The organism is Streptomyces sp. 2-1 (genome assembly GCF_048564895.1).
Lineage (GTDB): Bacteria > Actinomycetota > Actinomycetes > Streptomycetales > Streptomycetaceae > Streptomyces > Streptomyces phaeochromogenes.
Genome location: NZ_CP183383.1, coordinates 2302876 through 2328305, shown reverse-complemented (window position 1 = coordinate 2328305; position 25430 = coordinate 2302876). Strand labels below are relative to the sequence as shown.

At 71.1% G+C, this 25430-nt stretch carries 23 protein-coding genes and 1 riboswitch; of the genes, 18 read left to right on the top strand and 5 right to left on the bottom strand.

Going from position 1 to position 25430, the window contains the following annotated elements:
• The first annotated feature begins 528 nt into the window (after positions 1-528).
• Positions 529-1995, top strand: coding sequence for an amino acid permease (locus ACN20J_RS10210; RefSeq protein WP_189839855.1), 1467 nt, complete (start codon positions 529-531; stop codon positions 1993-1995).
• Positions 1996-2005: 10 nt separating this feature from the next.
• Positions 2006-2458, top strand: a complete 453-nt coding sequence (locus tag ACN20J_RS10205) for an Lrp/AsnC family transcriptional regulator (RefSeq protein WP_055618648.1) — start codon at positions 2006-2008, stop codon at positions 2456-2458.
• Between the two features lie 341 nt (positions 2459-2799).
• On the opposite strand, the gene ACN20J_RS10200 is transcribed toward ACN20J_RS10205, so the two are convergent.
• Positions 2800-3549, bottom strand: a complete 750-nt coding sequence (locus ACN20J_RS10200) for a GntR family transcriptional regulator (protein WP_190229271.1) — start codon at positions 3547-3549, stop codon at positions 2800-2802.
• A gap of 222 nt (positions 3550-3771) precedes the next feature.
• On the opposite strand from ACN20J_RS10200, the gene ACN20J_RS10195 reads away from it, so the two are divergent.
• The 6 genes from ACN20J_RS10195 to ACN20J_RS10170 all read left to right on the top strand — a co-directional run bounded on the left by ACN20J_RS10195 (position 3772) and on the right by ACN20J_RS10170 (position 10779).
• A complete protein-coding gene (locus ACN20J_RS10195) occupies positions 3772-4917 on the top strand; it encodes an ABC transporter substrate-binding protein (protein WP_189839853.1) in 1146 nt (381 codons plus the stop codon).
• Positions 4914-5813 (top strand): ABC transporter permease, encoded by a 900-nt coding sequence (locus tag ACN20J_RS10190; RefSeq protein WP_190229270.1) that lies wholly within the window; start codon positions 4914-4916, stop codon positions 5811-5813. Before ACN20J_RS10195 ends, ACN20J_RS10190 begins: the two co-directional genes overlap by 4 nt.
• The gene (locus ACN20J_RS10185; RefSeq protein ID WP_189839851.1) at positions 5798-6625 is read left to right on the top strand and encodes an ABC transporter permease; all 828 of its coding nucleotides are present in this window, start codon (positions 5798-5800) and stop codon (positions 6623-6625) included. Before ACN20J_RS10190 ends, ACN20J_RS10185 begins: the two co-directional genes overlap by 16 nt.
• A 3-nt stretch (positions 6626-6628) precedes the next feature.
• The gene (locus ACN20J_RS10180; RefSeq protein WP_190229269.1) at positions 6629-7699 is read left to right on the top strand and encodes an ABC transporter ATP-binding protein; all 1071 of its coding nucleotides are present in this window, start codon (positions 6629-6631) and stop codon (positions 7697-7699) included.
• A gap of 86 nt (positions 7700-7785) precedes the next feature.
• Entirely contained in the window at positions 7786-9330 is a 1545-nt protein-coding gene (locus ACN20J_RS10175; RefSeq protein ID WP_419668864.1) for an HAD-IA family hydrolase, read from the top strand.
• A gap of 123 nt (positions 9331-9453) precedes the next feature.
• The gene (locus ACN20J_RS10170) at positions 9454-10779 is read left to right on the top strand and encodes an MFS transporter (protein WP_419665751.1); all 1326 of its coding nucleotides are present in this window, start codon (positions 9454-9456) and stop codon (positions 10777-10779) included.
• On the opposite strand, the gene ACN20J_RS10165 is transcribed toward ACN20J_RS10170, so the two are convergent.
• The gene (locus ACN20J_RS10165) at positions 10748-11359 is read right to left on the bottom strand and encodes a Repetin (protein WP_190229267.1); all 612 of its coding nucleotides are present in this window, start codon (positions 11357-11359) and stop codon (positions 10748-10750) included. The two genes, ACN20J_RS10170 and ACN20J_RS10165, sit on opposite strands and share 32 nt — an antisense overlap.
• Before the next feature lie 345 nt (positions 11360-11704).
• On the opposite strand from ACN20J_RS10165, the gene ACN20J_RS10160 reads away from it, so the two are divergent.
• Both ACN20J_RS10160 and ACN20J_RS10155 read left to right on the top strand, forming a co-directional pair.
• Positions 11705-12493, top strand: coding sequence for a carbon-nitrogen hydrolase family protein (locus tag ACN20J_RS10160; protein ID WP_190229266.1), 789 nt, complete (start codon positions 11705-11707; stop codon positions 12491-12493).
• A gap of 81 nt (positions 12494-12574) precedes the next feature.
• Positions 12575-14266 carry a flavin monoamine oxidase family protein gene (locus ACN20J_RS10155; RefSeq protein WP_419665750.1) on the top strand — a complete coding sequence of 564 codons (1692 nt, stop codon included), beginning with the start codon at positions 12575-12577 and terminating at the stop codon, positions 14264-14266.
• A gap of 84 nt (positions 14267-14350) precedes the next feature.
• Here ACN20J_RS10155 and ACN20J_RS10150 read toward each other — a convergent pair whose 3' ends face one another.
• A complete protein-coding gene (locus tag ACN20J_RS10150) occupies positions 14351-15070 on the bottom strand; it encodes a DUF5995 family protein (RefSeq protein ID WP_419665749.1) in 720 nt (239 codons plus the stop codon).
• Between the two features lie 173 nt (positions 15071-15243).
• Between ACN20J_RS10150 and ACN20J_RS10145 the strand changes: the two genes are divergently transcribed.
• The gene (locus ACN20J_RS10145; protein WP_361996295.1) at positions 15244-16365 is read left to right on the top strand and encodes a glycoside hydrolase family 6 protein; all 1122 of its coding nucleotides are present in this window, start codon (positions 15244-15246) and stop codon (positions 16363-16365) included.
• On the opposite strand, the gene ACN20J_RS10140 is transcribed toward ACN20J_RS10145, so the two are convergent.
• Positions 16347-17777: a uracil-xanthine permease family protein gene (locus tag ACN20J_RS10140; protein WP_190229263.1), complete on the bottom strand. Its 1431-nt coding sequence runs from the start codon at positions 17775-17777 to the stop codon at positions 16347-16349. The two genes, ACN20J_RS10145 and ACN20J_RS10140, sit on opposite strands and share 19 nt — an antisense overlap.
• 112 nt (positions 17778-17889) lie before the next feature.
• Complete coding sequence (locus tag ACN20J_RS10135; RefSeq protein ID WP_419665748.1) at positions 17890-19104, bottom strand: MFS transporter; 1215 nt, start codon at positions 19102-19104, stop codon at positions 17890-17892.
• A 121-nt stretch (positions 19105-19225) separates the two neighbouring features.
• On the opposite strand from ACN20J_RS10135, the gene ACN20J_RS10130 reads away from it, so the two are divergent.
• The 7 genes from ACN20J_RS10130 to hisG all read left to right on the top strand — a co-directional run bounded on the left by ACN20J_RS10130 (position 19226) and on the right by hisG (position 25420).
• Entirely contained in the window at positions 19226-20425 is a 1200-nt protein-coding gene (locus tag ACN20J_RS10130) for an ROK family transcriptional regulator (protein ID WP_419665747.1), read from the top strand.
• A 354-nt stretch (positions 20426-20779) separates the two neighbouring features.
• Positions 20780-20910, top strand: a riboswitch (FMN riboswitch).
• 152 nt (positions 20911-21062) lie between these two features.
• A complete protein-coding gene (locus tag ACN20J_RS10125; RefSeq protein ID WP_361891348.1) occupies positions 21063-21698 on the top strand; it encodes a riboflavin synthase in 636 nt (211 codons plus the stop codon).
• On the top strand, positions 21695-22339 hold the full coding sequence (locus ACN20J_RS10120) for a nicotinamide mononucleotide transporter family protein (RefSeq protein ID WP_189839840.1): 645 nt from the start codon (positions 21695-21697) through the stop codon (positions 22337-22339). The genes ACN20J_RS10125 and ACN20J_RS10120 overlap by 4 nt, the downstream gene beginning before the upstream one ends.
• Positions 22336-23634: a bifunctional 3,4-dihydroxy-2-butanone-4-phosphate synthase/GTP cyclohydrolase II gene (locus ACN20J_RS10115; protein WP_189839839.1), complete on the top strand. Its 1299-nt coding sequence runs from the start codon at positions 22336-22338 to the stop codon at positions 23632-23634. The genes ACN20J_RS10120 and ACN20J_RS10115 overlap by 4 nt, the downstream gene beginning before the upstream one ends.
• A 25-nt stretch (positions 23635-23659) precedes the next feature.
• Positions 23660-24145, top strand: a complete 486-nt coding sequence (gene ribH, locus ACN20J_RS10110; RefSeq protein ID WP_055615729.1) for a 6,7-dimethyl-8-ribityllumazine synthase — start codon at positions 23660-23662, stop codon at positions 24143-24145.
• 34 nt (positions 24146-24179) lie between these two features.
• The gene (locus tag ACN20J_RS10105; RefSeq protein WP_015661856.1) at positions 24180-24452 is read left to right on the top strand and encodes a phosphoribosyl-ATP diphosphatase; all 273 of its coding nucleotides are present in this window, start codon (positions 24180-24182) and stop codon (positions 24450-24452) included.
• A gap of 101 nt (positions 24453-24553) precedes the next feature.
• A complete protein-coding gene (gene hisG / locus ACN20J_RS10100; RefSeq protein WP_419665746.1) occupies positions 24554-25420 on the top strand; it encodes an ATP phosphoribosyltransferase in 867 nt (288 codons plus the stop codon).
• Positions 25421-25430: the final 10 nt, after the last annotated feature.

Sequence of the window (25430 nt, the reverse complement as noted above, 5' to 3'; positions counted from 1 at the left end):
GCCTGCGTGGAGGTCGAGCGAACGGTTCCGGCAGCGTCCGGCGTGGGCCCGCCCTGGGGCCTGGCGGTGGGCCGGTGCGGGCGGGCGACCGGGCCTGTGTGGCGGTCGAGCGAAGGATTCCGGCGGCGGGCTGAGGGGCGTCCGGCGTGGGTGGCTTGGGCCTGCCTTGGGGCCCGGCGGCGGGCTGGCGCGAAGAGCATGCCGGATCTGTGCGAGGGGCCTCCCGGGCCCGTGTGGCGGTCGGGCGAAGGGCCTCGGCGGCGGACGGACGGTGGGGGCGCGAGCGGCTGGGCGGCGAGGTAGCGCAACGGTCGAAAGGCCCCGCGCAACGAACACGCGCCTGTCCGGGATCAACGCAACGATCTTGCGGAGGCGCGCAAGGTTGCTGCATTACGGCTGGAAAGGCTGTCCTCGTAGAGTCATCCGCTGAACGTAGTGTGGCGGGGACCCCGTGCACGGTGGTCCCCTTCCTTCGGACTGCCGTGGGGCCGCGCCGCCCTGACCGGCAGCGATGAAGGAGCCAGCCGCGTGCTCGACCACGGCGCACCCCCGCAGTCCCGCAGTCACCCCACCCCCGAGCCCCCGGGCGCCGGCGCGCGTCTGATGCGCCGCAAGCCCGTGGAGAGCCTGGTCGCGGAGGGTGGCCAGGGCGAGGGCGGCAGCCTGCGGCGCTCCCTCGGCCTCTGGCAGCTGACGATGATCAGCATCGGCGCCACGCTCGGCACCGGCATCTTCGTGGTGCTCGGGGAGGCCGTCCCCAAGGCGGGCCCGGCCGTCACCGTCTCCTTCGTGATCGCCGGCCTCACCGCGCTCTTCTCCGCCCTCTCGTACGCCGAGCTGGCGGGCACCATCCCGGTCGCCGGATCCTCGTACTCGTATGCGTACGCAACCATGGGCGAGCTCATCGCCTGGATCTGCGGCTGGTGTCTGGTCCTGGAGTACGGCGTCTCCGTCGCGGCCGTCGCCGTCGGCTGGGGGGAGTATCTGAACGAGCTGCTCGACGGCACGATCGGCGTCACCATCCCGGACGCGCTCTCGGCGCCGCCCGGTGACGGGGGCGTCTTCAACCTGCCCGCGCTCATCGTCGTACTGCTCGCCATGGCGTTCCTGCTCGGCGGCGCCCGCGAGTCCGCGCGCGCCAACACCGTCATGGTCGTCGTGAAGATCGCCGCGCTGCTGCTGTTCTGCGCGATCGGCATCCAGGGCTTCCGGTCCGGCAACTACGAGAACTTCATGCCGCTCGGCATGGCGGGCGTCAGTGCCGCCGGAGCGACCCTCTTCTTCTCATACATCGGGTTCGATGCAGCCTCCACGGCGGGCGAGGAAGCCAAGAACGCCCAGCGCGACCTGCCCCGCGCCATCATGCTCTCCCTGATCATCGTGACCGCGCTGTACGTGCTCGTCGCGGCCGTCGCCGTCGGCGCGAAGCCCTGGCAGGGCTTCACCGACTCGGAGGCAGCGCTCGCCGGGATCATGAAGGACGTCACCGGGGACGCCTTCTGGGGCACGCTGCTCGCGGCCGGCGCGGTCATCGCCATCGCCAGTGTCGTACTGACCGTGCTCTACGGGCAGACCCGCATCCTCTTCGCCATGTCCCGCGACGGGCTCGTACCCAAGGTCTTCTCGCGCGTCCACCCGAAGACCGGTACGCCCCGCGTCAACACGGTCATCGTGTCCCTGTTCTGCGGTGTCCTCGCCGCGGCGATTCCGCTCGGGCAGCTCGCCGACGCGACCAGCATCGGCACGCTCTTCGCCTTCGCGCTGGTCAATGTGGCCGTCGTGGTGCTGCGGCGTACGCGGCCCGAGATGCCCCGTACGTTCCGGGTGCCGCTGTCGCCGGTGATGCCCGCGCTGGGCTTCGCCTTCTGCGTGTGGATGATGGGCAGCCTCGACACCGTGACCTGGGTCGTCTTCGGGGTCTGGATGGCCGTCGGGCTCGTGTTCTACTTCAGTTACGGCTATCGCCGCTCCCGTCTCGCCACTCCAGAGAAGTGATCCACCCGCAGTGCTGAACGATCTCGACGAACGCATCGTGCACGCCCTCGCCGAGGACGCCCGCCGCTCCTATGCCGACATCGGGCAGGAGGTGGGGCTGTCCGCGCCCGCGGTGAAACGGCGGGTGGACCGGTTGCGGGCGACCGGGGCGATCACCGGGTTCACCGTTCGGGTCGACCCCGCCGCGCTTGGGTGGGAGACCGAGGGGTTCGTCGAGATCTACTGCCGGCGGAACACCTCGCCGGAGACGATTCAGCGGGGGCTCGAGCGGTATCAGGAGGTTGTGGCCGCGTCCACCGTCACGGGGGAGGCGGATGCGATGGTGCAGGTTTTCGCTTCTGACATGCGGCATTTCGAGCGGGTGCTGGAGCGGATCGCGGGGGAGCCGTTCGTGGAGCGGACCAAGTCCGTGTTGGTGCTTTCGCCTTTGTTGCGGAGGTTTTCTTCGGGGTCGCCCACGTAGGTGTTTGTGCGGGGTGGTGTGGCGGCTGCGGGCTCGTTGTGGCTGGTTGCGCAGTTCCCCGCGCCCCTAAAGGACTGCGCAGTTCCCCGCGCCCCCAATGACAAAGACTGCGCCGTTCCCCGCGCCCCTAAAGGACTGCGCCGTTCCCTGCGCCCCCAAAGAACAAAGACTGCGCCGTTCCCCGCGCCCCTAAAGGACTGCGCCGTTCCCCGTGCCCCAAAGACCAAGGACTGCGCCGTTCCCTGTGCCCCTGAAGGGGCGACCCCCAGGTCCGTAGTCGCGTGTGGGTGGGTGGGTGGGGGCTGGGCGCGCGGTTCCTCGCGTCCCTGGAAGGGCCGGGGTCAGAAGTCCGACTGGCCTGATTGGCGGGCCAGGGCGTTGTTGGCTATGGAGTTGTGGACGCTGAAGGTGATGGCGTCCGGGCGGTAGCGGTCGTCGGACCATTCGACCGGGCGGCCCTCGCGGGTCGTCGTGACGCGGCGGACGCGTAGGAGGGGGCTGGTGCGGCGGACGTCGAGGAGTTCGGCGTCCTGGGCGCCGGCCGCGACCGCGTCGATGACGTGCTCGCCGTAGGCGAAGACGAGGCCCGTGTCCTCGTACAGGCGTTGGGTGACCGAGGGGCAGTCCGGTTCGACGGCCTCTACGGCGGGGGAGATCCAGGCCGCGTAGACCGTGCGCTCCAGGAGGACCGGGTCGCCGTCCAGGCCGCGTACGCGCAGGACGTGCAACACCGGGGTGTCCGTGGGCAGTTGGAGGCGGACGGAGTCCTCGGGGGTGGCCGGGCGGTACTGCGACGACACCACATGGCCCGTCGCCTCGCGGCCCATCGCGCGGGCCCACTGGGCGAAGGAGCGCAGCTCCTCGAAGGACTGGCTGCGGCGGCTCGCGAGGACCACGCGGCGCGCGCCCTGCCGGGAACCGATGAGACCCTCGGCGGTCAGGGCGGCGACGGCCTGGCGGACGGTACCGCGGGAGACGCCGTAGCGGGACGCGAGGTCGGTCTCGGCGGGCAGTCGACTGCCCACCGTGTACTCCTCGCGGTCGATCGCCCGCCTGAGTTCCTCGGCGATCTCCTCGTGTCGCGTCGCCATGCTCCCCCTCTGTGCGCAGATGTGTACCCCTTGATCAGCCTAGACGAGGATCGCCGGTGACACGTGCGCCCGGCGAGTGGCAGGGAAATCAAGGGTCACGGTTTCGACAATGTTTACGAACAGGTCATCAACGCCGGGCCTACTTGGGCCAACTTGTTCAGACAAGTTCTGCCGACCAGCTCTGCGTCTCGTGTGATCCCTGCGCGCCCCCTGGAGAAGAACGTGACCGTGTCCCTGCCCAGAACAGCCGTCTTCGTCGGCGCCGCCGCACTCGCCCTGAGTGCCTGCGGCGCGGCCCCCGACGACGCGTCCACCACCACCGACGGCAGGAGCGCCGCCACCGCGACCTCCGCGGAGGCCTTCGGCGGCATGGACGCCCTCGTGAAAGCGGCCAAGAAGGAGGGCACGCTGCAGGCGATCGCGCTGCCCCGCGACTGGGCCAACTACGGCGCCCTGATCGACGGCTTCCAGAAGAAGTACGGCATCAAGGTCGAGGTCGAGAACCCCGACGGCGCCAGCCAGGACGAGATCAACGCCGTGACGTCGCGGAAGGGGCAGGACCGGGCGCCCGACGTCCTCGACCTGGGCAGTTCGTTCGCGCTCAGCGCCGCCCAGCAGGGACTCCTCGCGCCCTACAAGGTCGCGGGCTTCGCCGACATCCCCGAGGGGCAGAAGGACGCGAAGGGCCGCTGGTTCAACGACTACGGCGGCTACATCTCCATCGGCTGCGACGCCAAGCGAGTCAAGACCTGCCCGACCACCTTCGCGGACCTGCTGAAGCCGCAGTACAAGGGGCAGGTCGCGCTCAACGGCAACCCCACCAAGTCCGGTTCGGCCTTCGGCGGCGTCTGGGCGGCCTCCCTCGCGAGCGGCGGCTCCTTCGACGACATCCAGCCCGGCCTCGACTTCTTCGCCAAGCTGAAGAAGAACGGCAACTACACGCCCGTCGAGTCGACTCCCGCCACGGTCGAGAAGGGCGAGACGCCGATCAGCATCGACTGGGACTACCTCAACGCCGGATACGCCGACGAGTTCAAGAAGAAGGGTCTCGACTGGAAGGTCGCGGTCCCGTCCGACGGCAAGTTCTCCCAGTACTACTCGCAGGCCATCAACAAGGACGCCCCGCATCCGGCGGCAGCCCGCCTGTGGCAGGAGTACCTCTACAGCGCCGAGGGCCAGAACCTCTGGCTCAAGGGGTACGCCCGCCCGGCCCTGATGACCGCCATGGAGAAGGCCGGCACGCTCGACAAGACCGCCGCCGCCAAGCTCCCCGAGGTCTCCGGGACTCCCGCCTTCCCGACCGAGGCCCAGCAGAGCAAGGCCAAGACCGTGCTCGGCCAGGGCTGGGGCAAGGCCGTCGCCGGATGACCGCGACCCTCACCCGTGTGGACGTGGCGCCCGTCGCTTCCCCGAAGCGGCGGCGCCACGCGCCCGGCTGGCTCGCCGTCGTCCCGCTGCTCGCCTTCGTGACGCTCGCCTTCGGGATCCCCGCGCTCGCCATGCTGAACGGCGCGTTCACCGTCAAGGACCCCGCCACCGGGGCGACTTCGTACACCACGGCGAACCTGACCGCCTCGCTGAAGGGCGCGTACCTCACCGCCCTGCTCGGCAGCGTCAAGCTGTCCGCCGTCTCGGCGGTCGTCTCGACGGTGTTCGGCCTGCTGCTCGCCCAGGCCGTGGTGACCTCCCGCTTCCGCGCGCTGCGCGAGGCCGTGCTCACCGCGTCCGGCGTGCTCGCCAACTTCGGCGGCGTCCCGCTGGCCTTCGCGTTCGTCGCCACGCTCGGCAACTCCGGTGTCCTGACCCGCTATCTGGGCCTCGCCGACAAGGGCTGGAACCTCTACAGCTTCTCGGGCCTGGTGATCGTCTATCTCTACTTCCTGATCCCGCTGATGGTCCTCACCATCACCCCCGCCCTCGACGGACTGCGCGTCCAGTGGCGCGAGGCCGCGCGGAACAACGGCGCCACCGCCGTCCAGTACTGGCGGCACGTCGCCCTGCCCGTCCTCGCGCCCTCACTCCTCGGCGGATTCGTGCTGCTCTTCGGCAGCGCCTTCGCCGCGTACGCCACCGCCGCGGCCATGGTGGGCAGTTCGGTTCCGCTGGTCACCCTCCAGATCGCCGACGCCATCTCCGGCAACGTCCTGGTCGGCCAGGAGAACGTGGCGCTCGCCCTCAGCCTCGACATGGTCCTCGTCGCGGGCCTGGTGATGGCCGTGTACCTGCCCCTGCAACGACGGAGCGCGCGATGGCTCGACAACTGAACCAGTCCGTACGTCCCTGGCGCGGGGTCGTCCTCGCCGGCGCCGCGCTCTACTTCCTGGTGCCGCTGGCCGCGTCCGTCGTCTTCACCGTCGACGTGCCGGGGGAGGGCGTCACCTTCGATGCGTACACACAGATCTTCGGCACCGACGGGTTCGTCTCCAGCCTGCTGCTCTCGCTGGAACTGGCCGCCGCCACCATCGCGATCGTGCTGCTGCTGATGGTGCCCGCGATGGTCGCCCTGCGGCTCGGCGCGCCGAAGCTGCGGCCCGTCGTCGAGATCGTCTGCTCGCTGCCGCTCGTCGTCCCGCCCATCGCGTTCGTCGCCGGGATCGGCACGGTCCTGAAGTGGGGGCCCGAACACCTCTCCCGCACCCCGCTGTTCCAGACGTTCGTGTCGATCCAGAACCCCGACTTCCCGTTCGTCCTCGTTCTCGCGTACGTCGTGATGGCGCTGCCGTTCGTGTACCGGGCCCTGGACGCCGGGCTGCGCGCGATGGACGTACGCACCCTCGTCGAGGCGGCCCGCAGCTGTGGCGCGGGCTGGCCGCAGGCGCTCGTACGGGCCGTGCTGCCGAACCTGCGCGGGGCGCTGCTCAACGCGTCGTTCCTCACGCTGGCCCTGGTGCTCGGCGAGTTCACCGTCGCCCAGCTGCTCGGCTTCCAGCCGTTCGCCGTGTGGATCGTCAACGTCAGTGGTTCGCAGGCCCAGTTGTCCGTCGCCGTGTCCGTGCTCAGCCTGCTCGTCACGTGGGCACTCCTTCTCGCGCTCGCCGGGTTCGGCGGACGCTCCCGTACCGCTCCCCGGGGATGAACCATGACCGCAACCACGCTTGAGAAGGCGGCCACGACGGCCGCGACCGTCGAATTCCGGGGCCTGCGCCGGGAGTTCGGCAAGACCGTCGCCCTCGACGGGCTCGACCTGACCGCACGGCCCGGCGAACTCCTCGCCCTGCTCGGCCCGTCCGGCTGCGGCAAGACCACCGCCCTGCGGATGCTCGCCGGGTTCGAACACCCCGACTCCGGTGAGGTGTTGGTCGACGGCGAGGACGTCACACGCGTCCCGGCCCACCGCCGCGACGCCGGGATGGTCTTCCAGTCGTACAGCCTCTTCCCGCACCTCAGCGCGCTCGACAACGTCGCCTTCGGGCTGCGGATGCGCAAGGTGCGTACGACCGAACGGCAGGCGCGCGCCGCCGAGTTGCTCGAACTCGTCGGCCTCGGAGACAAGGGCGCGAGCTTCCCGCACCAGCTCTCCGGAGGCCAGCAGCAGCGCGTCGCGCTCGCCCGCGCGCTCGCGCTTCAGCCTCGCGTCCTGCTCCTCGACGAACCGCTGTCGGCGCTCGACGCCAAGGTGCGGCTCACGCTGCGCGAGGAGATCCGCCGACTCCAGCAGGAACTCGGCATCACCACCCTGTTCGTGACACATGATCAGGAGGAGGCCCTGTCGATGGCCGACCGGGTCGCCGTGATGCGGGCCGGACGGCTCGAACAGTGCGCGGCTCCGGCCGAGTTGTACGGGCGGCCCGCGACGGCGTTCGTCGCCGAGTTCGTCGGCACGATGAGCCGCATACCGGGGCGGGTGACCGACGGAACGGTCGAAGTGCTCGGACAGCGGCTGCCGGTAGACGGTGAGGCGCCCGCCTCGCCGGAGGTCGACGTGCTCGTACGGCCCGAGGCGGTACGGGTGACGGCCGAGGACGCCTCGGACGCCCGGGTCGTCTCCTCCGCCTTCCTGGGCGCGGCCACCCGCGTCACCGTCCGGCTCGCCGACGGAACCGAGGTGAAGGCCGACCTGCCGACCCACGAGGCCGCCGCGCTGGGCGCGGGCACCGCCGTGACCGTGAGCCTGCCCGAACGTCCCGTCCTGGTCGCCGACCGCCTGTGAGAGAGAGCCGCGTGACCCCCCACACCAATCCTGCTCTGCCCACCCCCCACCTTCCCCAACAGCCGCTCCAGGCCGTCCTGTTCGACATGGACGGGACCCTCGTGGACACCGAGCGGCTGTGGTGGGAGGCGGTCGAGCACGTCGCGGCGGGGCTCGGCCGGTCGCTCACGGAGGCCGACGAGGAGGACGTGCTCGGACGGCCCGTCGAGCACACCGCCGAGATGCTGAGCCGGGCCACGGGCGCCCCGTTCACCGAGGTCGCCGCCGATCTGCACCGGGAGTTCGCCGACCGGGTGCGCTCCGGTGTCGTGGCCAGGCCTGGCGCGCTCCGGCTCCTCGACGCACTGGCCGAGGACGGCGTGCCCACCGCTCTGGTGACCGCCTCGCCGCGCGTCATCGCGGACCTCGTCGTCGAGGGTCTGGGCGCCGGCCGCTTCGCGGTCACCGTCACCGCCGACGACACCCCGCGCACCAAGCCCGCCCCCGACCCGTATCTCGCCGCCTGCCGCGCCCTCGGCGTCGAGCCCGCCTCCTGCGTGGCCGTCGAGGACACCCGGACCGGTGTCTCCTCGGCGGAGGCGGCGGGCTGCGCGGTGCTCGCGGTGCCGTCGCTCGCCCCGATCGCCGCCGCGCCGGGCCGCACGGTCCGGGAGAGCCTGGAGGACGTGACCCCGGCCGGACTGCGCGACATGATCACCACCCGTGAGGTGCCCGAGCCCTCTGACCCGTCTGACCTGACCGACCCTTCTGACCTGCCTGAGTCGTCCGACCTGCGTGACTCGTCCGACCCGCGTGAACTTCGTGTGATGAGCTGGAACCTCTGGTTCGGCGGCACCAAGGTCCGTCACTACCGCGAGAAGCAGCTCAAGATCATTCTGGAGTCCGGCGTCGACGTGGTCGGCCTCCAGGAGACGTACGGCACCGCCGCCCGGGAACTCGCCGACGCGCTGGGCTGGGAGTACCACCAGGCGGGCGAGAACCTCGGGGTCATCAGCCGGTTTCCGATCACCGGCCGGCTGGGTGCCGCGGACCCCGGCTTCTACGGGGGGACCGGCGTACGCGTCACGCTCGGCCCGGACCAGGACGTCGTGCTGTGGAGCGCCCACCTCGACTACACGCCGTACGGCCCGTACGAGGCATCCTTCGACGGGCTCGCCGGGCCCGAGCTGGCGGCCCACGAGTCGGTACGGCTGGGGCAGATGCGGGAGATCCTGGCCGCGATGGCCCCGGACCTGGCGGCCCGCGACACCACTCCGGTCCTCCTGGTCGGTGACTTCAACGCGCCCTCCCACCTGGACCGCGACGACTCCGAGTGGCCCGTGACCAGGGCCGCGGAGGAGGCCGGTCTGCGCGATTCCTACCGGGAGGCGCACCCGGACCCCGTCCGGAGCCCCGGCCACACCTGGTCGCCGATCCATACCGAGCACGAGGACGGCAGCGGGCGCCCCGAGCCGCAGGACCGGATCGACTACGTCCTGTACGCGGGCGCCGGGCTCAAGGTGCTCGACTCCCGGACCCTCGTCACCGGCGCTCCCCGCACCTGGCCCGACGTCGAGGACAACGACTGGCCGTCGGACCACGCGGCGGTGATCACGACATTCTCGCTGGGCCGGGTGGTCCGTTCGGACTAGCATTTACGTCATGACCTGGCGACATTGATCCACCAGCCGTGCCTCCCGAGGGGCCCGAGGACCGCCTCGGACGCCGTATCTCCGGCGTCCGAACTGTCCCTGCGGTCCCTGCGGGAAGGCCTCATGACTCTCTCACCTGCGCGTGTGCCCGGCACCGGCCCTGGCTCCGGCCCCGCCGTCCGGCGGCTGTCGGCCACGCTGTACGGCTACGCGTTCCTCGACGACTTCGTCCTGCTCTACCCGGTGTACGCCCTGCTGTTCAGCGACACGGGGCTCACCGTCTGGCAGATCTCCTCGCTGTTCTGCCTGTGGTCGCTGACCGGCGTCCTGCTGGAGATCCCGTCCGGCGCCTGGGCCGACGCCGTCTCGCGGCGCCTGCTTCTGTGGTTCGGACCGCTGCTCACGGCCGCCGGATTCACCCTGTGGGTACTCGCCCCGTCGTACTGGGCCTTCGCCATCGGCTTCGTCCTCTGGGGCGCCAAGGGGGCGCTCGGCTCCGGCGCGCTGGAGGCGCTGGTCTACGAGGAGCTGGACCGCCTCGGCGCGACCGACCGGTACGCGGCCGTCATGGGCCGGGCCCGCGCGGCCGGGCTCGTGGCCGTGATGGCGGCGATTCCGCTGGCCGGGCCGGTGTACGCGTTCGGCGGCTACCCGGCGGTCGGGCTCGCCAGTGTGCTGGCCTGCCTCCTGACCGCGGCCACCGCGACACGGTTCCCGGAGCACCGGGAACCGGCCGACGGACCTGGTGAGGGACTGGGCGAGGGCCCTGAAGACGCGCCTGGCGGCGGCTGGACCCGGACGCTGCGGGCCGGGCTCGCCGAGGCACGTGGCGACCGGTCCGTCCGCGGCGCCCTGCTGCTCGTCCCGGCCGTCACCGCCGTGTGGGGCGCCCTCGACGAGTACACCCCGCTGCTCGTCCGCGACACGGGCGTCGCGGAGAGCGCCGTCCCGAACTGGCTGTTGCTTATCTGGGCGGGGGCGACGGTCGGTGGCCTGCTCGCCGGTGTCGGCCGACGGCTGGGCACGGGCGGGTTCGCCGGGCTGCTCGCGGTCTCCGCGGTGGCACTGGCCGCGGGGGCGTGGGTGCGGACCCCGGCCGGCATCGGTCTGGTGGCGCTCTCCTTCTGCGGTTTCCAGCTGGCGAGCGTGCTGGCCGACGCCCGACTCCAGGACCGGATCGGCGGAACCGGCCGGGCCACCCTGACCTCGGTGGCCGGGGTGGGCACCGACCTGACCATCATCGCCGTGTACGGCGCCTACGGGGTGATCGGGTCGGCGACCACGCACGGCGCCGCGTTCGCCCTGTTCGCGATGCCCTACCTGGTGACGGCCGCGCTGCTGGCTGCCGTCGGAAAGCGGGCCGTCGGAAAGCGGGCCGCCGGGAAGAGGGCATCGGGGAAGAAGGCCGCCCGCGCCGCTAGAACTTCGGGTTCCAGGGCACGACCGTGAAGTCGCCCGTGCCCTTCTTGACCTTCTCGAAGGGCGCGGAGCCGACACACTTGGGCAGGTCCTTCGTCTCGACGGGGTTTCCGGTGGAGGCCCAGCTGTACCCGAGCCGGTCCTGCCGTCCGGTGTCATGGACGGTGATGCCGACCCGCTTGCCCTTGGCGCCCGGCAGGTCCGAATCGGTGACGACCCCGGAGACGACGGCCACCTTGCCGCCGGTGACGAGACAGTCCACCTCGGCCTTCGCCCAGGCGCCGTCGCCGCCGGCGTAGTGGCTCCACTCGAAGGTGCCGGTGGCCTTCAGCGGATCGTCCGTGTCCTTCGCCGCCAGATGCGCGTCGAAGGAGAACGTGATGTCGTCCCCGGCGGACCGGTACAGCTTCGCCCGGCCGGTGAGCGCGGCGGCCTCGCGCTGCCGCTCACCGGCCGCGGAGGCGACGGACGGCGCTGAGGTGGTGGAGTCAGTGGCGCCGGCGGAGGCGGACGTGACGGCCCCGGCGGCCCCCGTGGCCCCAGTGGCTCCGGCGGTCACGAGGAGAGCGGCACCGAGCCCGAGCACGGCGGTCTTCGTACGGCGGTTCATGTCGGCCCTTTCGTGGTTCGATCGGTGGTTTGTTCGGTGGTTCGACGGCGGGTGCTTGACAGCACTCACTGTCCCGGCGCCGACGCCGTGCCACATCGCGCCGCAGGCTGCACCGCGCCTCCGCCGTCCGGCGGGGGAGCACACCCCTGACCTGCGCCTCTGGGAGGACGGGCCCTCATGCCCGTGGCGCAGGTCCGGGGCGCGCAACGAATCGCCGCCGCACCGCCGACGGACGCAACGATTCGTTCACCGGCGCGCAACGGCTCCTCCTTGTCCGCCCGAGCCCGCCGCCCGTACCGTCTACATGGCCCCCACAACCACCCTTCCGTCCGGTGAGGAACACGCATGCGCACCGCCCTCCTCCAGAGCTCCGGCCGTCCCGGCTCGGTCGTCGAGAACCTCAAGGTCCTCGACGAGGCCGCGGGCCGTGCCGCCGCCGCGGGCGCCGGGCTCCTCGCCGCCCCGGAGATGTTCCTGACCGGCTACGCGATCGGCGCCGACGTGCACCGGCTCGCCGAGCCCGCCGACGGCGACTCCGCGGACGAGATCGCCGAGATCGCCTCCCGGCACGGCGTGGCCATCGCCTACGGCTACCCGGAGCGCGCGGGCGACCTGGTCTTCAACTCCGCCCAGCTGATCTCCGCCGACGGCACGCGCCTCGCCAACTACCGCAAGACCCACCTCTTCGGCTGCTTCGAGCAGGAGTGGTTCACCCCGGGCGACGAGCCGGTGGTCCAGGCCGAGCTCGACGGCCTCCGCGTCGGCCTGATGATCTGCTACGACGTGGAGTTCCCGGAGAACGTCCGCGCGCACGCCCTCGCCGGCACCGACTTCCTCGTGGTGCCCACGGCCCAGATGCACCCGTTCCAGTTCGTCGCCGAGTCCGTCGTACCGGTGCGCGCCTTCGAGAACCAGATGTACGTCGCGTACGTCAACAGGGTCGGTGCGGAAGGGGAGTTCGAGTTCGTCGGGCTCTCCACGCTGGCCGGGCCCGACGGGGGCGCCCGGGCCCGCGCCGGCCGCGGGGAGGAACTCGTCCTCGGTGACGTGGACCCCGCTCTCCTCGCCGCCTCGCGCGAGGCCAACCCGTATCTGAAGGACCGCCGCCCCGGCCTCTACGGATCCCTCGTCTGATCTCCCCAGATCCACCGGGCCCGCCCCAGATCCACCGGGCGGCCTCACCAACCAGCTTTCCCCGCAAGGAGTCCGTACCCCATGACGTCCACGGTGCCCCCCGCCGTCCCGCACACCGACGCGCAGCCGCCGATCACGATGTTCGGCCCGGACTTCCCGTACGCGTACGACGACTTCCTCGCGCACCCCGCGGGTCTGGGCCAGATACCTGCGACCGAGCTCGGCGCCGAGGTGGCCGTCATCGGCGGCGGTCTGTCCGGCATCGTGGCCGCGTACGAGCTGATGAAGATGGGCCTCAAGCCCGTTGTGTACGAGGCCGACAAGATCGGCGGCCGGCTCCGGACGGTCGGCTTCGACGGCTGCGACCCCTCCCTCACCGCCGAGATGGGCGCGATGCGCTTCCCGCCGTCCTCCACGGCGCTCCAGCACTACATCGACCTGGTGGGGCTGCGGACCGAGCCGTTCCCCAACCCCCTTGCCGAGGCGACCCCTTCGACCGTGGTCGACCTCAAGGGCGAGTCGCACTACGCGACCAGCGTCGACGACCTGCCGCAGGTCTACCGCGACGTGATGAACGCGTGGAACGCCTGCCTCGAGGACGGAGCCGACTTCTCCGACATGAACCAGGCCATGCGCGAGCGCGACGTACCGCGCATCCGCGAGATCTGGGCGAAGCTCGTCGAGAAGCTCGACAACCAGACCTTCTACGGCTTCCTCTGCGAGTCGGAGTCCTTCAAGTCCTTCCGGCACCGCGAGATCTTCGGCCAGGTCGGCTTCGGCACCGGCGGCTGGGACACCGACTTCCCGAACTCCATCCTGGAGATCCTGCGCGTCGTCTACACCGAGGCCGACGACCACCACCGCGGCATCGTCGGCGGCAGCCAGCAGCTCCCGCTGCGCCTGTGGGAGCGCGAGCCGCAGAAGATCGTGCACTGGGTGTACGGGACGTCGCTGGCCACCCTGCACGACGGGGCCCCGCGGCCCGCGGTGACCCGCCTCAACCGCACGGCCGGCAACGGGATCACGGTCACCGACGCCTCCGGCGACATCCGTACGTACCGGGCGGCGATCTTCACCGCCCAGTCCTGGATGCTGCTGTCCAAGGTCGCCTGCGACGACGCGCTCTTCCCGATCGACCACTGGACGGCGATCGAGCGCACCCACTACATGGAGTCGAGCAAGCTCTTTGTGCCGGTCGACCGCCCGTTCTGGCTCGACAAGGACGAGGAAACGGGCCGGGACGTCATGTCGATGACGCTCACCGACCGGATGACGCGCGGCACCTACCTCCTCGACGACGGCCCCGACAAGCCTGCCGTCATCTGCCTCTCCTACACCTGGTGCGACGACAGCTTGAAGTGGCTGCCGCTGTCCGCGAACGAGCGGATGGAGGTCATGCTGAAGTCGCTCGGCGAGATCTACCCGAAGGTCGACATCAGGAAGCACATCATCGGCAACCCGGTGACGGTTTCCTGGGAGAACGAGCCCTACTTCATGGGCGCGTTCAAGGCCAACCTGCCCGGCCACTACCGCTACCAGCGGCGCCTGTTCACCCACTTCATGCAGGACCGGCTGCCCGAGGACAAGCGGGGCATCTTCCTCGCGGGCGACGACATCTCCTGGACGGCCGGCTGGGCCGAGGGCGCCGTACAGACCGCCCTCAACGCCGTATGGGGCGTCATGCACCACTTCGGCGGCGGCACGGACCCGGCCAACCCGGGCCCGGGCGACGTCTACGACGAGATCGCCCCGGTGGAACTCCCCGAGGACTGAGCAGGGCCCTCCAAGGGCGCGGGGCCGTATCGATATGCGGCTCCGCCGCGGGGCGCGACCAGCCCCGACCGGCCCGCAGATCGATCACCACGCTCCCAGCGGAGCGCCCAACGGCGTGAGCAGACAACGGCCGACCAGGCCAACCCCCGTGTCGAGCCGCTCCACGAACTCCTCGGCCAGGTCGGGGAGTTCCCGCAGCGCCCACACCGCCCGGGCGGCGGACCACGCCGCGTCCCGCGCCCGGTCCAGGCTCCACGCGCCGAGCAGATGGGTCAGCGGATCGGCGATCTGGAGGAGATCGGGGCCCGGCATCAGATCTTCGCGGATCCGCTCCTCCAGCGAGACGAGGACGTCACCCACACGATCGAACTCGTCCTCCAGCTCGGCCGGTTCGCAGCCGAGAGTACGACAGGTGTCCACGACCGCGAGCGCCAGATCGTGCCCGATGTGCGCATTGATGCCCGCGAGGGCGAACTGCAGCGGACGTACTCCGGGATGGCGCCGGAGCTGGAACAGGGGCCGCCAGCAGGCGGGCGGGCGGCGCTCGTCCGCCACCGCCTCGACGGCGTCCAGATAGCGCTCCGCGAACCGCACGTCCAGCGTGATCGCGGCGCGCGCATCGGTGAAGTGCCCTGTCTCCAGGCGCCGGTCGACCTCCTCGGTGACGGCGAGGTAGACACGGTTGAAGACCGCGACACCGTCCCGCTCGGGCCAGGCCGCACCGAGCGCACGCATCCGGTGCACCACCGCGTCGACGCTGTGCACGCGAACCGTGTCTTCTCCGAAGCGTTCCAACGGCACCATGGGGGCAGGGTCCCAGGCCTAGGCTGTGCTGAGGGCCGCCGGGCCGAGCGCTTCCCCAGAACGGGGGAACACGCGGGACCCGACGGAGGGGGGAGCACCACGTGTCAGGGCAACGTGCCCATCGCCTGGCCGCACGCAGGGCCGAGCGCAGGCGCGCCGCCCGGCGGGGCGCCATGGTCGCCGTGGCGTCCGCGGTCGTCGTGGTCGGCACCGTGACGGGGATGATGTCCGCGCTCGACGACGGCCGCGGCAGCGACGAGGCGCGGCCCGACGTCACCAGCTCACCGCTCCTGCAGCCGCTGCCCGGCGTGCCGACGCCGTCGCCCTCGAAGACGTCCGCCTCACCGTCCCCGTCGCCCTCCCCGTCCAAGGCGAAGCCGAGCCCGAAGCCCTCGAAGAGCGCGTCGACGAAGCCGAGGACGGAGCCCGTGTCCGTGCAGCTGTACCGCCACCCCGAGTCGCAGGTCCTCGACTGGGTCCGTGACCACCGCAACGACCCGCGCCGCCCGCTCATCGAGTCCCGGATAGCCGACCGGCCGGCCGCCGTGTGGTTCGCGGACTACACACCGTCGAACATCACCGCCCGCGTCAGGGCCGTCACTTCGGCCGGCTCGGCGAAGGGCAGGGTCCCGGTCGTCGTCCCGTACGCGATATCGAACCGCGACTGCGGCGGGGCCTCGCAGGGCGGTGCGCCGGACCTCGGGGCGTACGACGGGTGGATCGACAAGTTCGCGGCGGGCCTCGGTTCCGAGGAGGTCATCGTGGTCCTGGAGCCGGATGCGATCGCCCAGTCCGACTGTCTGTCCGAGGGCGACCGGGCCGCCCGGTTCGCCTCGCTGGCCCGCGCGGGACGCGTCCTCAAGGCGGCGAACCCGAAGGCGCGGGTCTACTTCGACGCGGGCCACTCCGACTGGAACACCCCGGAGAAGCAGGCCGGGCTGCTGCGCCGGGCCGGTGCCGCGTCCGCCGCCTCCTCGGACGGCATCTTCAGCAACGTCTCCAACTTCAACCGGACCGGCGACGAGATCTCGTACGTCCGCCGGACCCTCGACGCCCTCGGCGGCCCCGCGAGCCTGGGCGCCGTCATCGACACCAGCCGCAACGGCAACGGCGCCCCGGCCGACGGCGAGTGGTGCGACCCCGCGGGCCGCAAGCTCGGCCAGGCGCCGACCATGAGCACCGGAGAGGCACGGATCGACGCCTACCTGTGGGTGAAGCTGCCCGGCGAGTCCGACGGCTGCAAGGGCGCGCCCGGGACGTTCACCCCGGACTACGCCTACGACTTGGCGCGCTGATCCGGCCCCGGGTCCGACCTCTGGTCCGCCCCCGCGGCCGATGAGTCGTCGTACGAGGACGTTCCCTCGTCGAGCAGCGGCTCCTGCGACTTGAGGTGTGCCGGGGCCATCGCGCGCAGCGCGTGGTAGCCGATGATGACGACGAGCGTGCCGAGCGCGATGCCGCTCAGCGAGAACGTGTCGGTGAACTCCAGCGTGACGTTGCCGACGCCGATGATGATGCCCGCCGCGGCCGGCACCAGGTTCAGCGGATTGCGCAGGTCCACCCCGGCGTTGAGCCAGATCTGCGCGCCGAGCAGGCCGATCATGCCGTACAGGATGACCGTGATCCCGCCGAGCACACCGCCCGGGATGGCGGCCACGATCGCGCCGAACTTCGGGCAGAGGCCGAAGAGCAGCGCGAAGCCGGCGGCGGTCCAGTAGGCGGCCGTGGAGTAGACCCGGGTCGCGGCCATCACGCCGATGTTCTCGGAGTACGTGGTGTTGGGCGGGCCGCCCACGGCGGTGGAGAGCATCGAGCCGACGCCGTCCGCGGAGATCGCGGTGCCCAGCTTGTCGTCGAGCGGGTCGCCGGTCATCTCGCCGACCGCTTTCACATGGCCCGCGTTCTCGGCGACGAGCGCGATGACGACGGGCAGCGCCACGAGGATCGCCGACCACTCGAAGGACGGGCCGTGGAAGTTCGGCAGCCCGATCCAGTCGGCCCGGCCCACGGCGGAGAGGTCGAGCCGCCAGTGGTCGGTGAGCTTGCCGCTCGCGTCGACCGAGTGGATCCGCCCGAAGACGCGGTCGAAGACCCAGGAGATCCCGTACCCGAAGACCAGCCCGAGGAAGATCGCGATCCGTGACCAGAAACCGCGCAGGCACACCACGGCCAGAGCGGTGAACACCATGACGAGCAGCGCCGTCCACTGGTCCTGCGGCCAGTACGTGGAGGCGGTGACCGGCGCCAGGTTGAAGCCGATCAGCATGACGACCGCGCCCGTGACGATCGGCGGCATCGCGGCGTGGATGATCCGCGCCCCGAACCGCTGCACCGCGAGACCCACGAGGAACAGCGCGACCCCGACCACGAAGACGGCACCGGTCACGGTGGCGCTGCTGCCGCCCTGCGCGCGGATGACCGCGGCGACGCCCACGAAGGACAGCGAGCAGCCCAGATAGCTGGGCACCCGGCCGCGGGTCGCGAGCAGGAAGATCACCGTCGCGACGCCCGACATCATGATCGCGAGGTTCGGGTCCAGGCCCATCAGGACCGGCGCGACGAAGGACGCCCCGAACATCGCCACCACGTGCTGGGCGCCGAGCCCGGCCGTACGCGGCCACGAGAGCCGTTCGTCGGGGCGGACGACCGCCCCCGGCGCGGGCGTGCGCCCGTCACCGTGCAGCTTCCAGCGCACGCCGAGGTCCATGGTGGGGCTTCGCTTTCTCTGTACGTCGAGATCTTGACGTCGATGGGCCGACGTCAAGATCCGTAAGTGAAGATCAGCGCCATGGTAGGGCGGAGCGGGAGGCGCGGCCGGTTCAGGGTCGGCGATCCGGAACCGGCGCGTCCGCCGGGCTGACCTTCCCGCCGGCGGTGCGACCGCTGGCACGCAGTACGTTCGCGAACGAGGCGAGGCCGAGGGTCAGCACCGTCACGAGGACGAAGGACGTCACCAGGCTCGTCGCGTCCGCCACGGCCCCGATCGCGGACGGCGCGATCAGACCGGAGGTGTACGTGATGGTGGCGACGCCCGCGATGGCCTGGGACGGGTTGGGGCCGCTGCGACCGGCCGCCGCGAAGCAGAGCGGGACGACGACGGCGATGCCGAGGCCCAGCAGGGCGAAGCCGGCCATGGCCATCGGGGCGTTCCGGGCCACCACGACGAGCAGCGCGCCGAGGGTCGCGAGGGCGCCGCTGACCCGTACCGTACGGACCGGGCCGAAGCGGTCCACCACAGCGTCGCCGGCGAACCGCGCGATCGCCATGGTGAGCGTGAAGCCCGTCGTGGACGCGGCCGCGACCCCGGCCGAGCTGTCCAGGACGTCCCGCAGATACACCGCCGACCAGTCCAGGCTCGCCCCCTCCGCGAACACCGCGCAGAAGCCGATCGCGCCGATGAGCAGCGCCGACTTAGGAGGCAGCGCGAAGCGCGGGGGCGGTTCCTCGTCCTCGGTGGGACGCAGGTCCAGCACCCACTGGCAGGCGGCCACGCCGATCAGCGTGAGCGCCACGGCGGCGAGCGCGTGGTGCAGACGCGCGTCCGAGCCCAGATGGGCCGCGACGGTGCCGGCCGCCGAGCCGACCAGGGCGCCCGCGCTCCACATCCCGTGCAGCCCGGACATGATCGACTTGTCGAGAAGGCTCTCGATCTCGACACCCAGGGCGTTCATCGCCACATCGGCCATGCCCGCCGTCGCGCCGTAGACGAAGAGAGCCATGCACAGGGTGACAAGGTTCGGCGCGAGTGCCGGGAGGGTGAGCGCGAGCGTCCACAGGGCTATCAGGCCGCGCAGGGCCGCGCGGGCGCCGAAGCGGTGGCTGACGCTGCCCGCGAGCGGCATCGCGACGGACGCGCCGATCGCCGGGAACGCGAGCGCCAGGCCGAGTTGGCCCGCGCTCACGGAGGCGTGGTCCTGGATCCACGGCACGCGGGTCGCGAACGAACCGGTGACGGCACCGTGGACGGCGAACACCACCGCCACGGCGTACCGGGAGCGCTTCACCTCGCGCTGGTGGTAGACCACTTCACCCATTTTCCGGCCCCTCCCTGTCCTCTCCCCACTGTGCCGCCGTAAACTATCAGGAACCCTGCCTGATAGATAGGCGGTATTGGGCTCTGCCGCCCCGGCGCCCCCGATCTGGAAGGATCCCGGCATGCCCGCATCACCGAGCACCGCCCGGGCCATCAACGACCGGCTCGCCCTGCGCCTCCTCCAGCAGGAAGGCCCTTTGACGGCAGGGCAGTTGAAACAGCTCACCGGCCTGTCCCGGCCCTCCGTCGCCGACCTGGTGGAACGCCTCGCCGCGGCCGGACTCGTAGGCGTCGTGGGGGAGTCGGGCGAACAGCGACGCGGCCCGAACGCCCGGCTGTACGGGATCGTCGCCGACCGCGCCCACCTGGCCGCACTGGACGTACGCACCGAGGGCGTCGCCGTCCTCGTCTCGGACCTGCTGGGCTCGGTGCTGGCCGAGGCGTCGGTGCCGATCGGCGACGGCACGGACACCGGGCCCGCCGTCGAGCAGGCGGTCACGCTGGTCGAACGTACGGCCAAGGAGGCGGGCGTCGAGCGGCTGCACACCATCGGCGTCGGAGCCCCAGGGCTGATCGACCCCGCCACCGGCGAGCTGCGCGACTCCTCGGGCCTGCCCGAATGGCACCGCCGCCTCGCCGCGGCGTTGCAGGAGCGACTGCCTGCCCGCGTCCTCGTCGAGAACGAGACCAACCTCGCCGCGCTGGCCGAACAGCGCGACGGGGCCGCACGGGATCGCGACACCTTCGTCCTGCTCTGGCTCGGCCACGGCATCGGCGCTGCCGTCGTCCTGGACGGCGCCCTGCGCCGGGGTGCCTCCGGCGGTACGGGTGAGATCGGCTTCCTGCCGGTGCCGGGCACGAGCGGCATGCCGTCCGCGACGGACTGCGAGGGCGGCTTCCACTCCCTCGCGGGCGCCGCCGCGATCACCGAACTGGCGGGGCGCTACGGGATCGTGGCGCCCGCCGCACCGCACGAACCGTATGCGGCGGCGCTGGTGCGGGAGGCCGTGGCGCGGGTCGAGGCCGACGCCGGTGACCCCTTGGCCTCGGGCTTCCTCGACACGCTCGCCGAACGCGTCGCCCTCGGTGCCGCGTCCGTCGTCGCCGTGCTCGACCCGGGCTGCCTGGTGCTCGCGGGCGAGATCGGCGGGGCGGGCGGCGAGGTGCTGGCCGCCCGCGTCCAGGACCGGGTCGGCCGAATGTCACCGCTGCCCACCGAGGTGCGGGCCGGCACCCTGGGCGGCGGCGCCGTGCTCCGCGGGGCGCTGCTGATGGCGCGGGACGGAGCCCAGGACGAGCTGTTCGCGCCTCCGGAGAGGTGACGCCCGCCTCCGGAGGGGCGGCGCCCGGTTCCCGAGAGGTGGCGGGCGGAACGGTCGATGTCCGGGAAGCGGAGACCCGGCGGCGGGGCAAGGGCCTCCGTCACCGCCGCCGGGTCGTTCTGGGGGCGGGCCGGCGAACGCGGAGCCCGTAGAGGCGTCGGTGAACGCAGACCCTAAAGAGGACTAGACCAAAGCGTCAATAGGTATGGACCAATACTAAGCTGCTGTGTCTGAAAGGTAGCTGGTCCGCCACGAGTGTCCCGTGAAGTCCATCGGCACACCCTGTGAGGCAGCCCACAACATTCGCCCGCATGGGCGTCGATCAGGCGTGGCACACTGAGTCTGTACCAGAAGCAGCGCACTCCGGGGTCGGTGAAAGTCCGAACCGGCGGTTACAGTCCGCGACCCGGTCGCTTCCAGCGGCCGGTTGACCAGGTGAAATTCCTGGACCGACGGTTAAAGTCCGGATGGGAGGCAGTGCGCGGCGGGCGGGCATTCGTGCGCGCCGCCGTCTGTTTCGACGTGTCCCACGGGACGCGTCCTACGCGGCGTCGCCCCCGGTGTCCTCGCTCGCTCATATCTGTCGTCATCGACAGGCCCCGGAGTCCGTGCCCGAAATGGCAGGAGGACCCGGGAAGTGTTCACCGGAATCGTCGAAGAGCTGGGTGAGATCACCGCCGTCGAGAACCTCGGCGACGCCTCCCGTTTCCGGCTCCGTGGCCCCGTAGTCACCGAAGGCGCCCGCCACGGCGACTCCATCGCCGTCAACGGTGTCTGTCTGACGGTCGTCGAGCACGAGGGCGACGAGTTCACCGCCGACGTGATGGCGGAGACCCTGGACCGCTCCAGCCTCGGCGTCCTCGCCGTCGGCTCCCGCGTCAACCTCGAACGCCCCATGGCCGTCGGCGACCGCCTCGGCGGGCACATCGTGCAGGGCCATGTGGACGGCACGGGCGAGGTCGTCGAGCGCAAGCCGTCCGAGAACTGGGAGATCGTGAAGATCTCCCTCCCCGCGGACCTCACGCGCTATGTCGTCGAGAAGGGCTCCATCACCGTCGACGGCATCAGCCTGACCGTCGTCGAGGCGGGCCCCGACTTCTTCACCGTCAGCCTCATCCCGACCACCCTCGACCTGACCACGCTCGGCCTCAAGCAGCCCGGCGACCCGGTCAACCTCGAGGTCGACGTGATCGCCAAGTACGTCGAGCGGCTGCTCGGCTCGCGGGGAGAGCAGCCGGCCGGGCTGCCCGGCACCCAGGGAGCGACGCCGTGAACTGGCTCAACTCCGAGGCGTTCACGCTCTTCGGCCAGCACATCAAGTGGGCCGACATGATCGGCAACGTGATCGGGCTGATCGGTCTCGCCCTCGGCTGGCGGCGGTCCATCTGGACCTGGCCCGTCCAGTTCCTGTCCGGGGCCATCCTCCTCGCCGCGTTCGCCACCGCCCACCTCTCCGGCAGCGCCGGCAAGCAAATGGTGGTCATGGCCGTCGCCCTGTGGGGCTGGTGGCAGTGGAACCGCGGCAAGGGCGGCGCCCAGGACGGCTCCATCGCCGTCCGCTTCGCCACCTGGCGCGAGCGCGGGTACCTCCTCGGCGCCGCGGCCGTCGGCACCCTCGCGGTCGGCAGCCTGTTCACCGCGTACCCGACGCTGTCCTGGGACCCCTGGCCGGACGCGTACATCTTCGTCGGCACGGTCGTCGCGATGTACGCCCAGGCGCGCGGCATGGTCGAGTTCTGGTTCGCCTGGCTGCTCGTCGACCTGGTGGGCGTGCCGCTGAACTTCGCCAACGGCTTCGCCTTCTCCGGCTTCGTCTACATCATCTACGGCGCGCTCGTCCTGTGGGGCATGCGCGACTGGTGGCTGCGCTCCCGCAAGGCCGGGCAGCCCTTCCTGGAAGGAGCCCCGGCATGACAACCGCGCCGGTTTGGTACAGCACGGGCCACGATCAGGACGCCTCCGACTTCGCGCTCGACCCCGTCGAGCAGGCCATCGCCGACATCGCGGCGGGCCGCCCGGTCGTGGTCGTCGACGACGAGAACCGGGAGAACGAGGGCGACCTCGTCATCGCCGCCGAGAAGGCGACCCCCGAGATCATCGCCTTCATGATGAGCGAGTGCCGCGGTCTGATCTGCGCACCCATGGAGGGCGACGAGCTCGACCGCCTCCAGCTCCCGCAGATGGTCGAGAACAACACCGAGTCGATGCGCACGGCCTTCACGGTCTCCGTCGACGCGGGCCCCGCGTACGGCGTGACCACCGGCATCTCCGCCGCAGACCGCGCCACCACGCTCCAGCTGCTGGCCGGCGGCGAGGCCCAGGCGAGCGACCTCGTGCGCCCGGGCCACATCTTCCCGCTGCGCGCCAAGCCCGGCGGCGTCCTGACCCGCAACGGCCACACCGAGGCCGCCGTCGACCTCGCCCGGCTCGCGGGTCTGCGCCCGGCCGGCGCCATCGTCGAGATCGCGGGCGAGGACGGCCGGATGCTGCGGCTGCCCGAGCTGATCCCGTTCGCCCGCAAGCACGGCCTGACGATCATCTCCATCGAGGACCTGATCGCCTACCGTCAGAGCTCCGAGCCCACGGTCCGCCGCGAGGCCGAGACCCAACTGCCCACCGCCTTCGGTGAGTTCACGGCCTTCGGCTACCGCTCCATCGTGGACGGCGTCGAGCACGTCGCCCTCGTCCACGGCGAGATCGGCGACGGCGAGGACGTCCTCGTCCGCGTCCACTCCGAATGCCTCACCGGCGACATCTTCCACTCGCTGCGCTGCGACTGCGGGCCCCAGCTCGAAGCCTCCCTGGAGCGCATCCAGACCGAGGGCCGCGGCATCGTCGTCTACCTCCGCGGCCACGAAGGGCGCGGCATCGGGCTCCTGTCCAAGCTGCGCGCGTACGAACTCCAGGAACAGGGGCACGACACCCTCGACGCCAACCTGGAGCTCGGCCTGCCCGCCGACGCCCGGGACTACGCGGCCGGCGCGCAGATCCTTGAGGACCTCGGCGTGCGCAGCCTGCGCCTGATGACCAACAACCCCGAGAAGACCGACGCGCTCGTCCGCCACGGCCTCAAGGTCATCCACCGCGAGCCGATGCCCGTACAGGCGGGCGAGCACAACCTCCGGTATCTGCGCACCAAGCGGGACCGGATGGGGCACGACCTGCCCTGGCTGGACACGACCACCGTGTCCGCCTGCGGCAACCAGTAACGGAAAAGTACGAGGAGACACACACGTGAGCGGCAAGGGTGCACCCGAACTGTCCGTACGCAACTGCAGCGACCTCAGGGTCGCCGTCATCGCGGCGCAGTGGCACGAGAAGGTGATGGACGGTCTCGTCGACGGCGCACTGCGCGCCCTGCACGAGCTGGGAATCGACGAGCCGACCCTCCTGAGGGTCCCCGGCAGCTTCGAGCTGCCGGTCGTCGCGAAGGTCCTCGCGGGCCGCGGGTACGACGCGATCGTCGCGCTCGGCGTCGTCATCCGCGGCGGCACCCCCCACTTCGAGTACGTGTGCCAGGGCGTCACCCAGGGCCTCACCCAGGTCTCGATCGACACCGGAGTGCCCATCGGCTTCGGCGTGCTGACCTGCGACACCGAGGAACAGGCCCTGGACCGCGCGGGCATCGAGGGCTCGAACGAGGACAAGGGGCACGAGGCGGTGACGGCCGCCGTGGCGACGGCGGCCACCCTCCGCTCAGTATCCGAACCCTGGCGCTGAGCGAACGGCGGTTGCGCGTAGGGTGGGCAGCACCATGTCCAAGAAGACTTTCGAGGAGCTCTTCACCGAGCTCCAGCACAAGGCCGCCACCGGCGACCCCGCCACTTCCCGCACCGCAGAGCTGGTCGGCAAGGGGGTCCATGCCATCGGCAAGAAGGTCGTCGAAGAGGCCGCCGAGGTCTGGATGGCCGCCGAGTACGAGGGCAAGGACGCGGCCGCCGAGGAGATCTCGCAGCTGCTCTACCACGTCCAGGTGATGATGGTCGCCCGCGGCATCTCCCTCGACGACGTGTACGCCCATCTCTGAGCCGCGACTCCGCGAACTCCGAGCCGTACCTCCGAGAAGCACGCCCACTCCCGCACCGTACGAGCCGACAGCCGTACGGACGAACAAAGGAAGCCGACCTCATGCTGCGCATCGCCGTCCCCAACAAGGGTTCCCTGTCAGGCCCCGCGGGGGAGATGCTGCATGAGGCCGGCTACCAGCAGCGCAGGGAGGCCAAGGAGCTCCGGATCGTCGACCCGGAGAACGAGGTCGAGTTCTTCTACCTCCGCCCCCGCGACATCGCGATCTACGTCTCCTCCGGCAAGCTCGACATCGGCATCACCGGCCGCGACCTGCTGATCGACTCCGGCGCCAACGCGGAGCCCATCCTCCCGCTCGGCTTCGCCCGCTCCACCTTCCGCTTCGCCGGCAAGCCCGGCACGGCGGCAGGCCTCGCAGACCTCGCCGGCAAGACCGTCGCCACCTCGTACGAGGGCATCGTCGCCAAGTACCTCGACGACAAGGGCATCGACGCGTCCGTCGTCCACCTCGACGGCGCCGTCGAGACGGCCATCGAGCTCGGTGTCGCCGAGGTCATCGCGGACGTCGTCGAGACCGGCACCTCGCTGCGCAACGCGGGGTTGGAGGTCTTCGGCGATCCGATCATGAAGTCCGAGGCCGTCGTCATCCGCCGCACCGGCGCGGAGGCCACCGGGGCCACCGAGGAGACAGAGCCCAAGGTCCAGCAGTTCCTGCGCCGCCTCCAGGGCGTCCTCGTCGCGCGGACCTACGTGATGATGGACTACGACTGCCGCGTCGAGCAGCTGGAGAAGGCCGTCGCCCTCACCCCCGGCCTGGAGTCGCCGACCGTCTCGCCGCTGCACAACGAGGGCTGGGTCGCCGTGCGCGCCATGGTCCCGTCCAAGGAAGCCCAGCGGATCATGGACGACCTGTACGACATCGGCGCGCGGGCCATCCTGACCACGGCCATCCACGCCTGCCGCCTCTGAGGACCGCCCG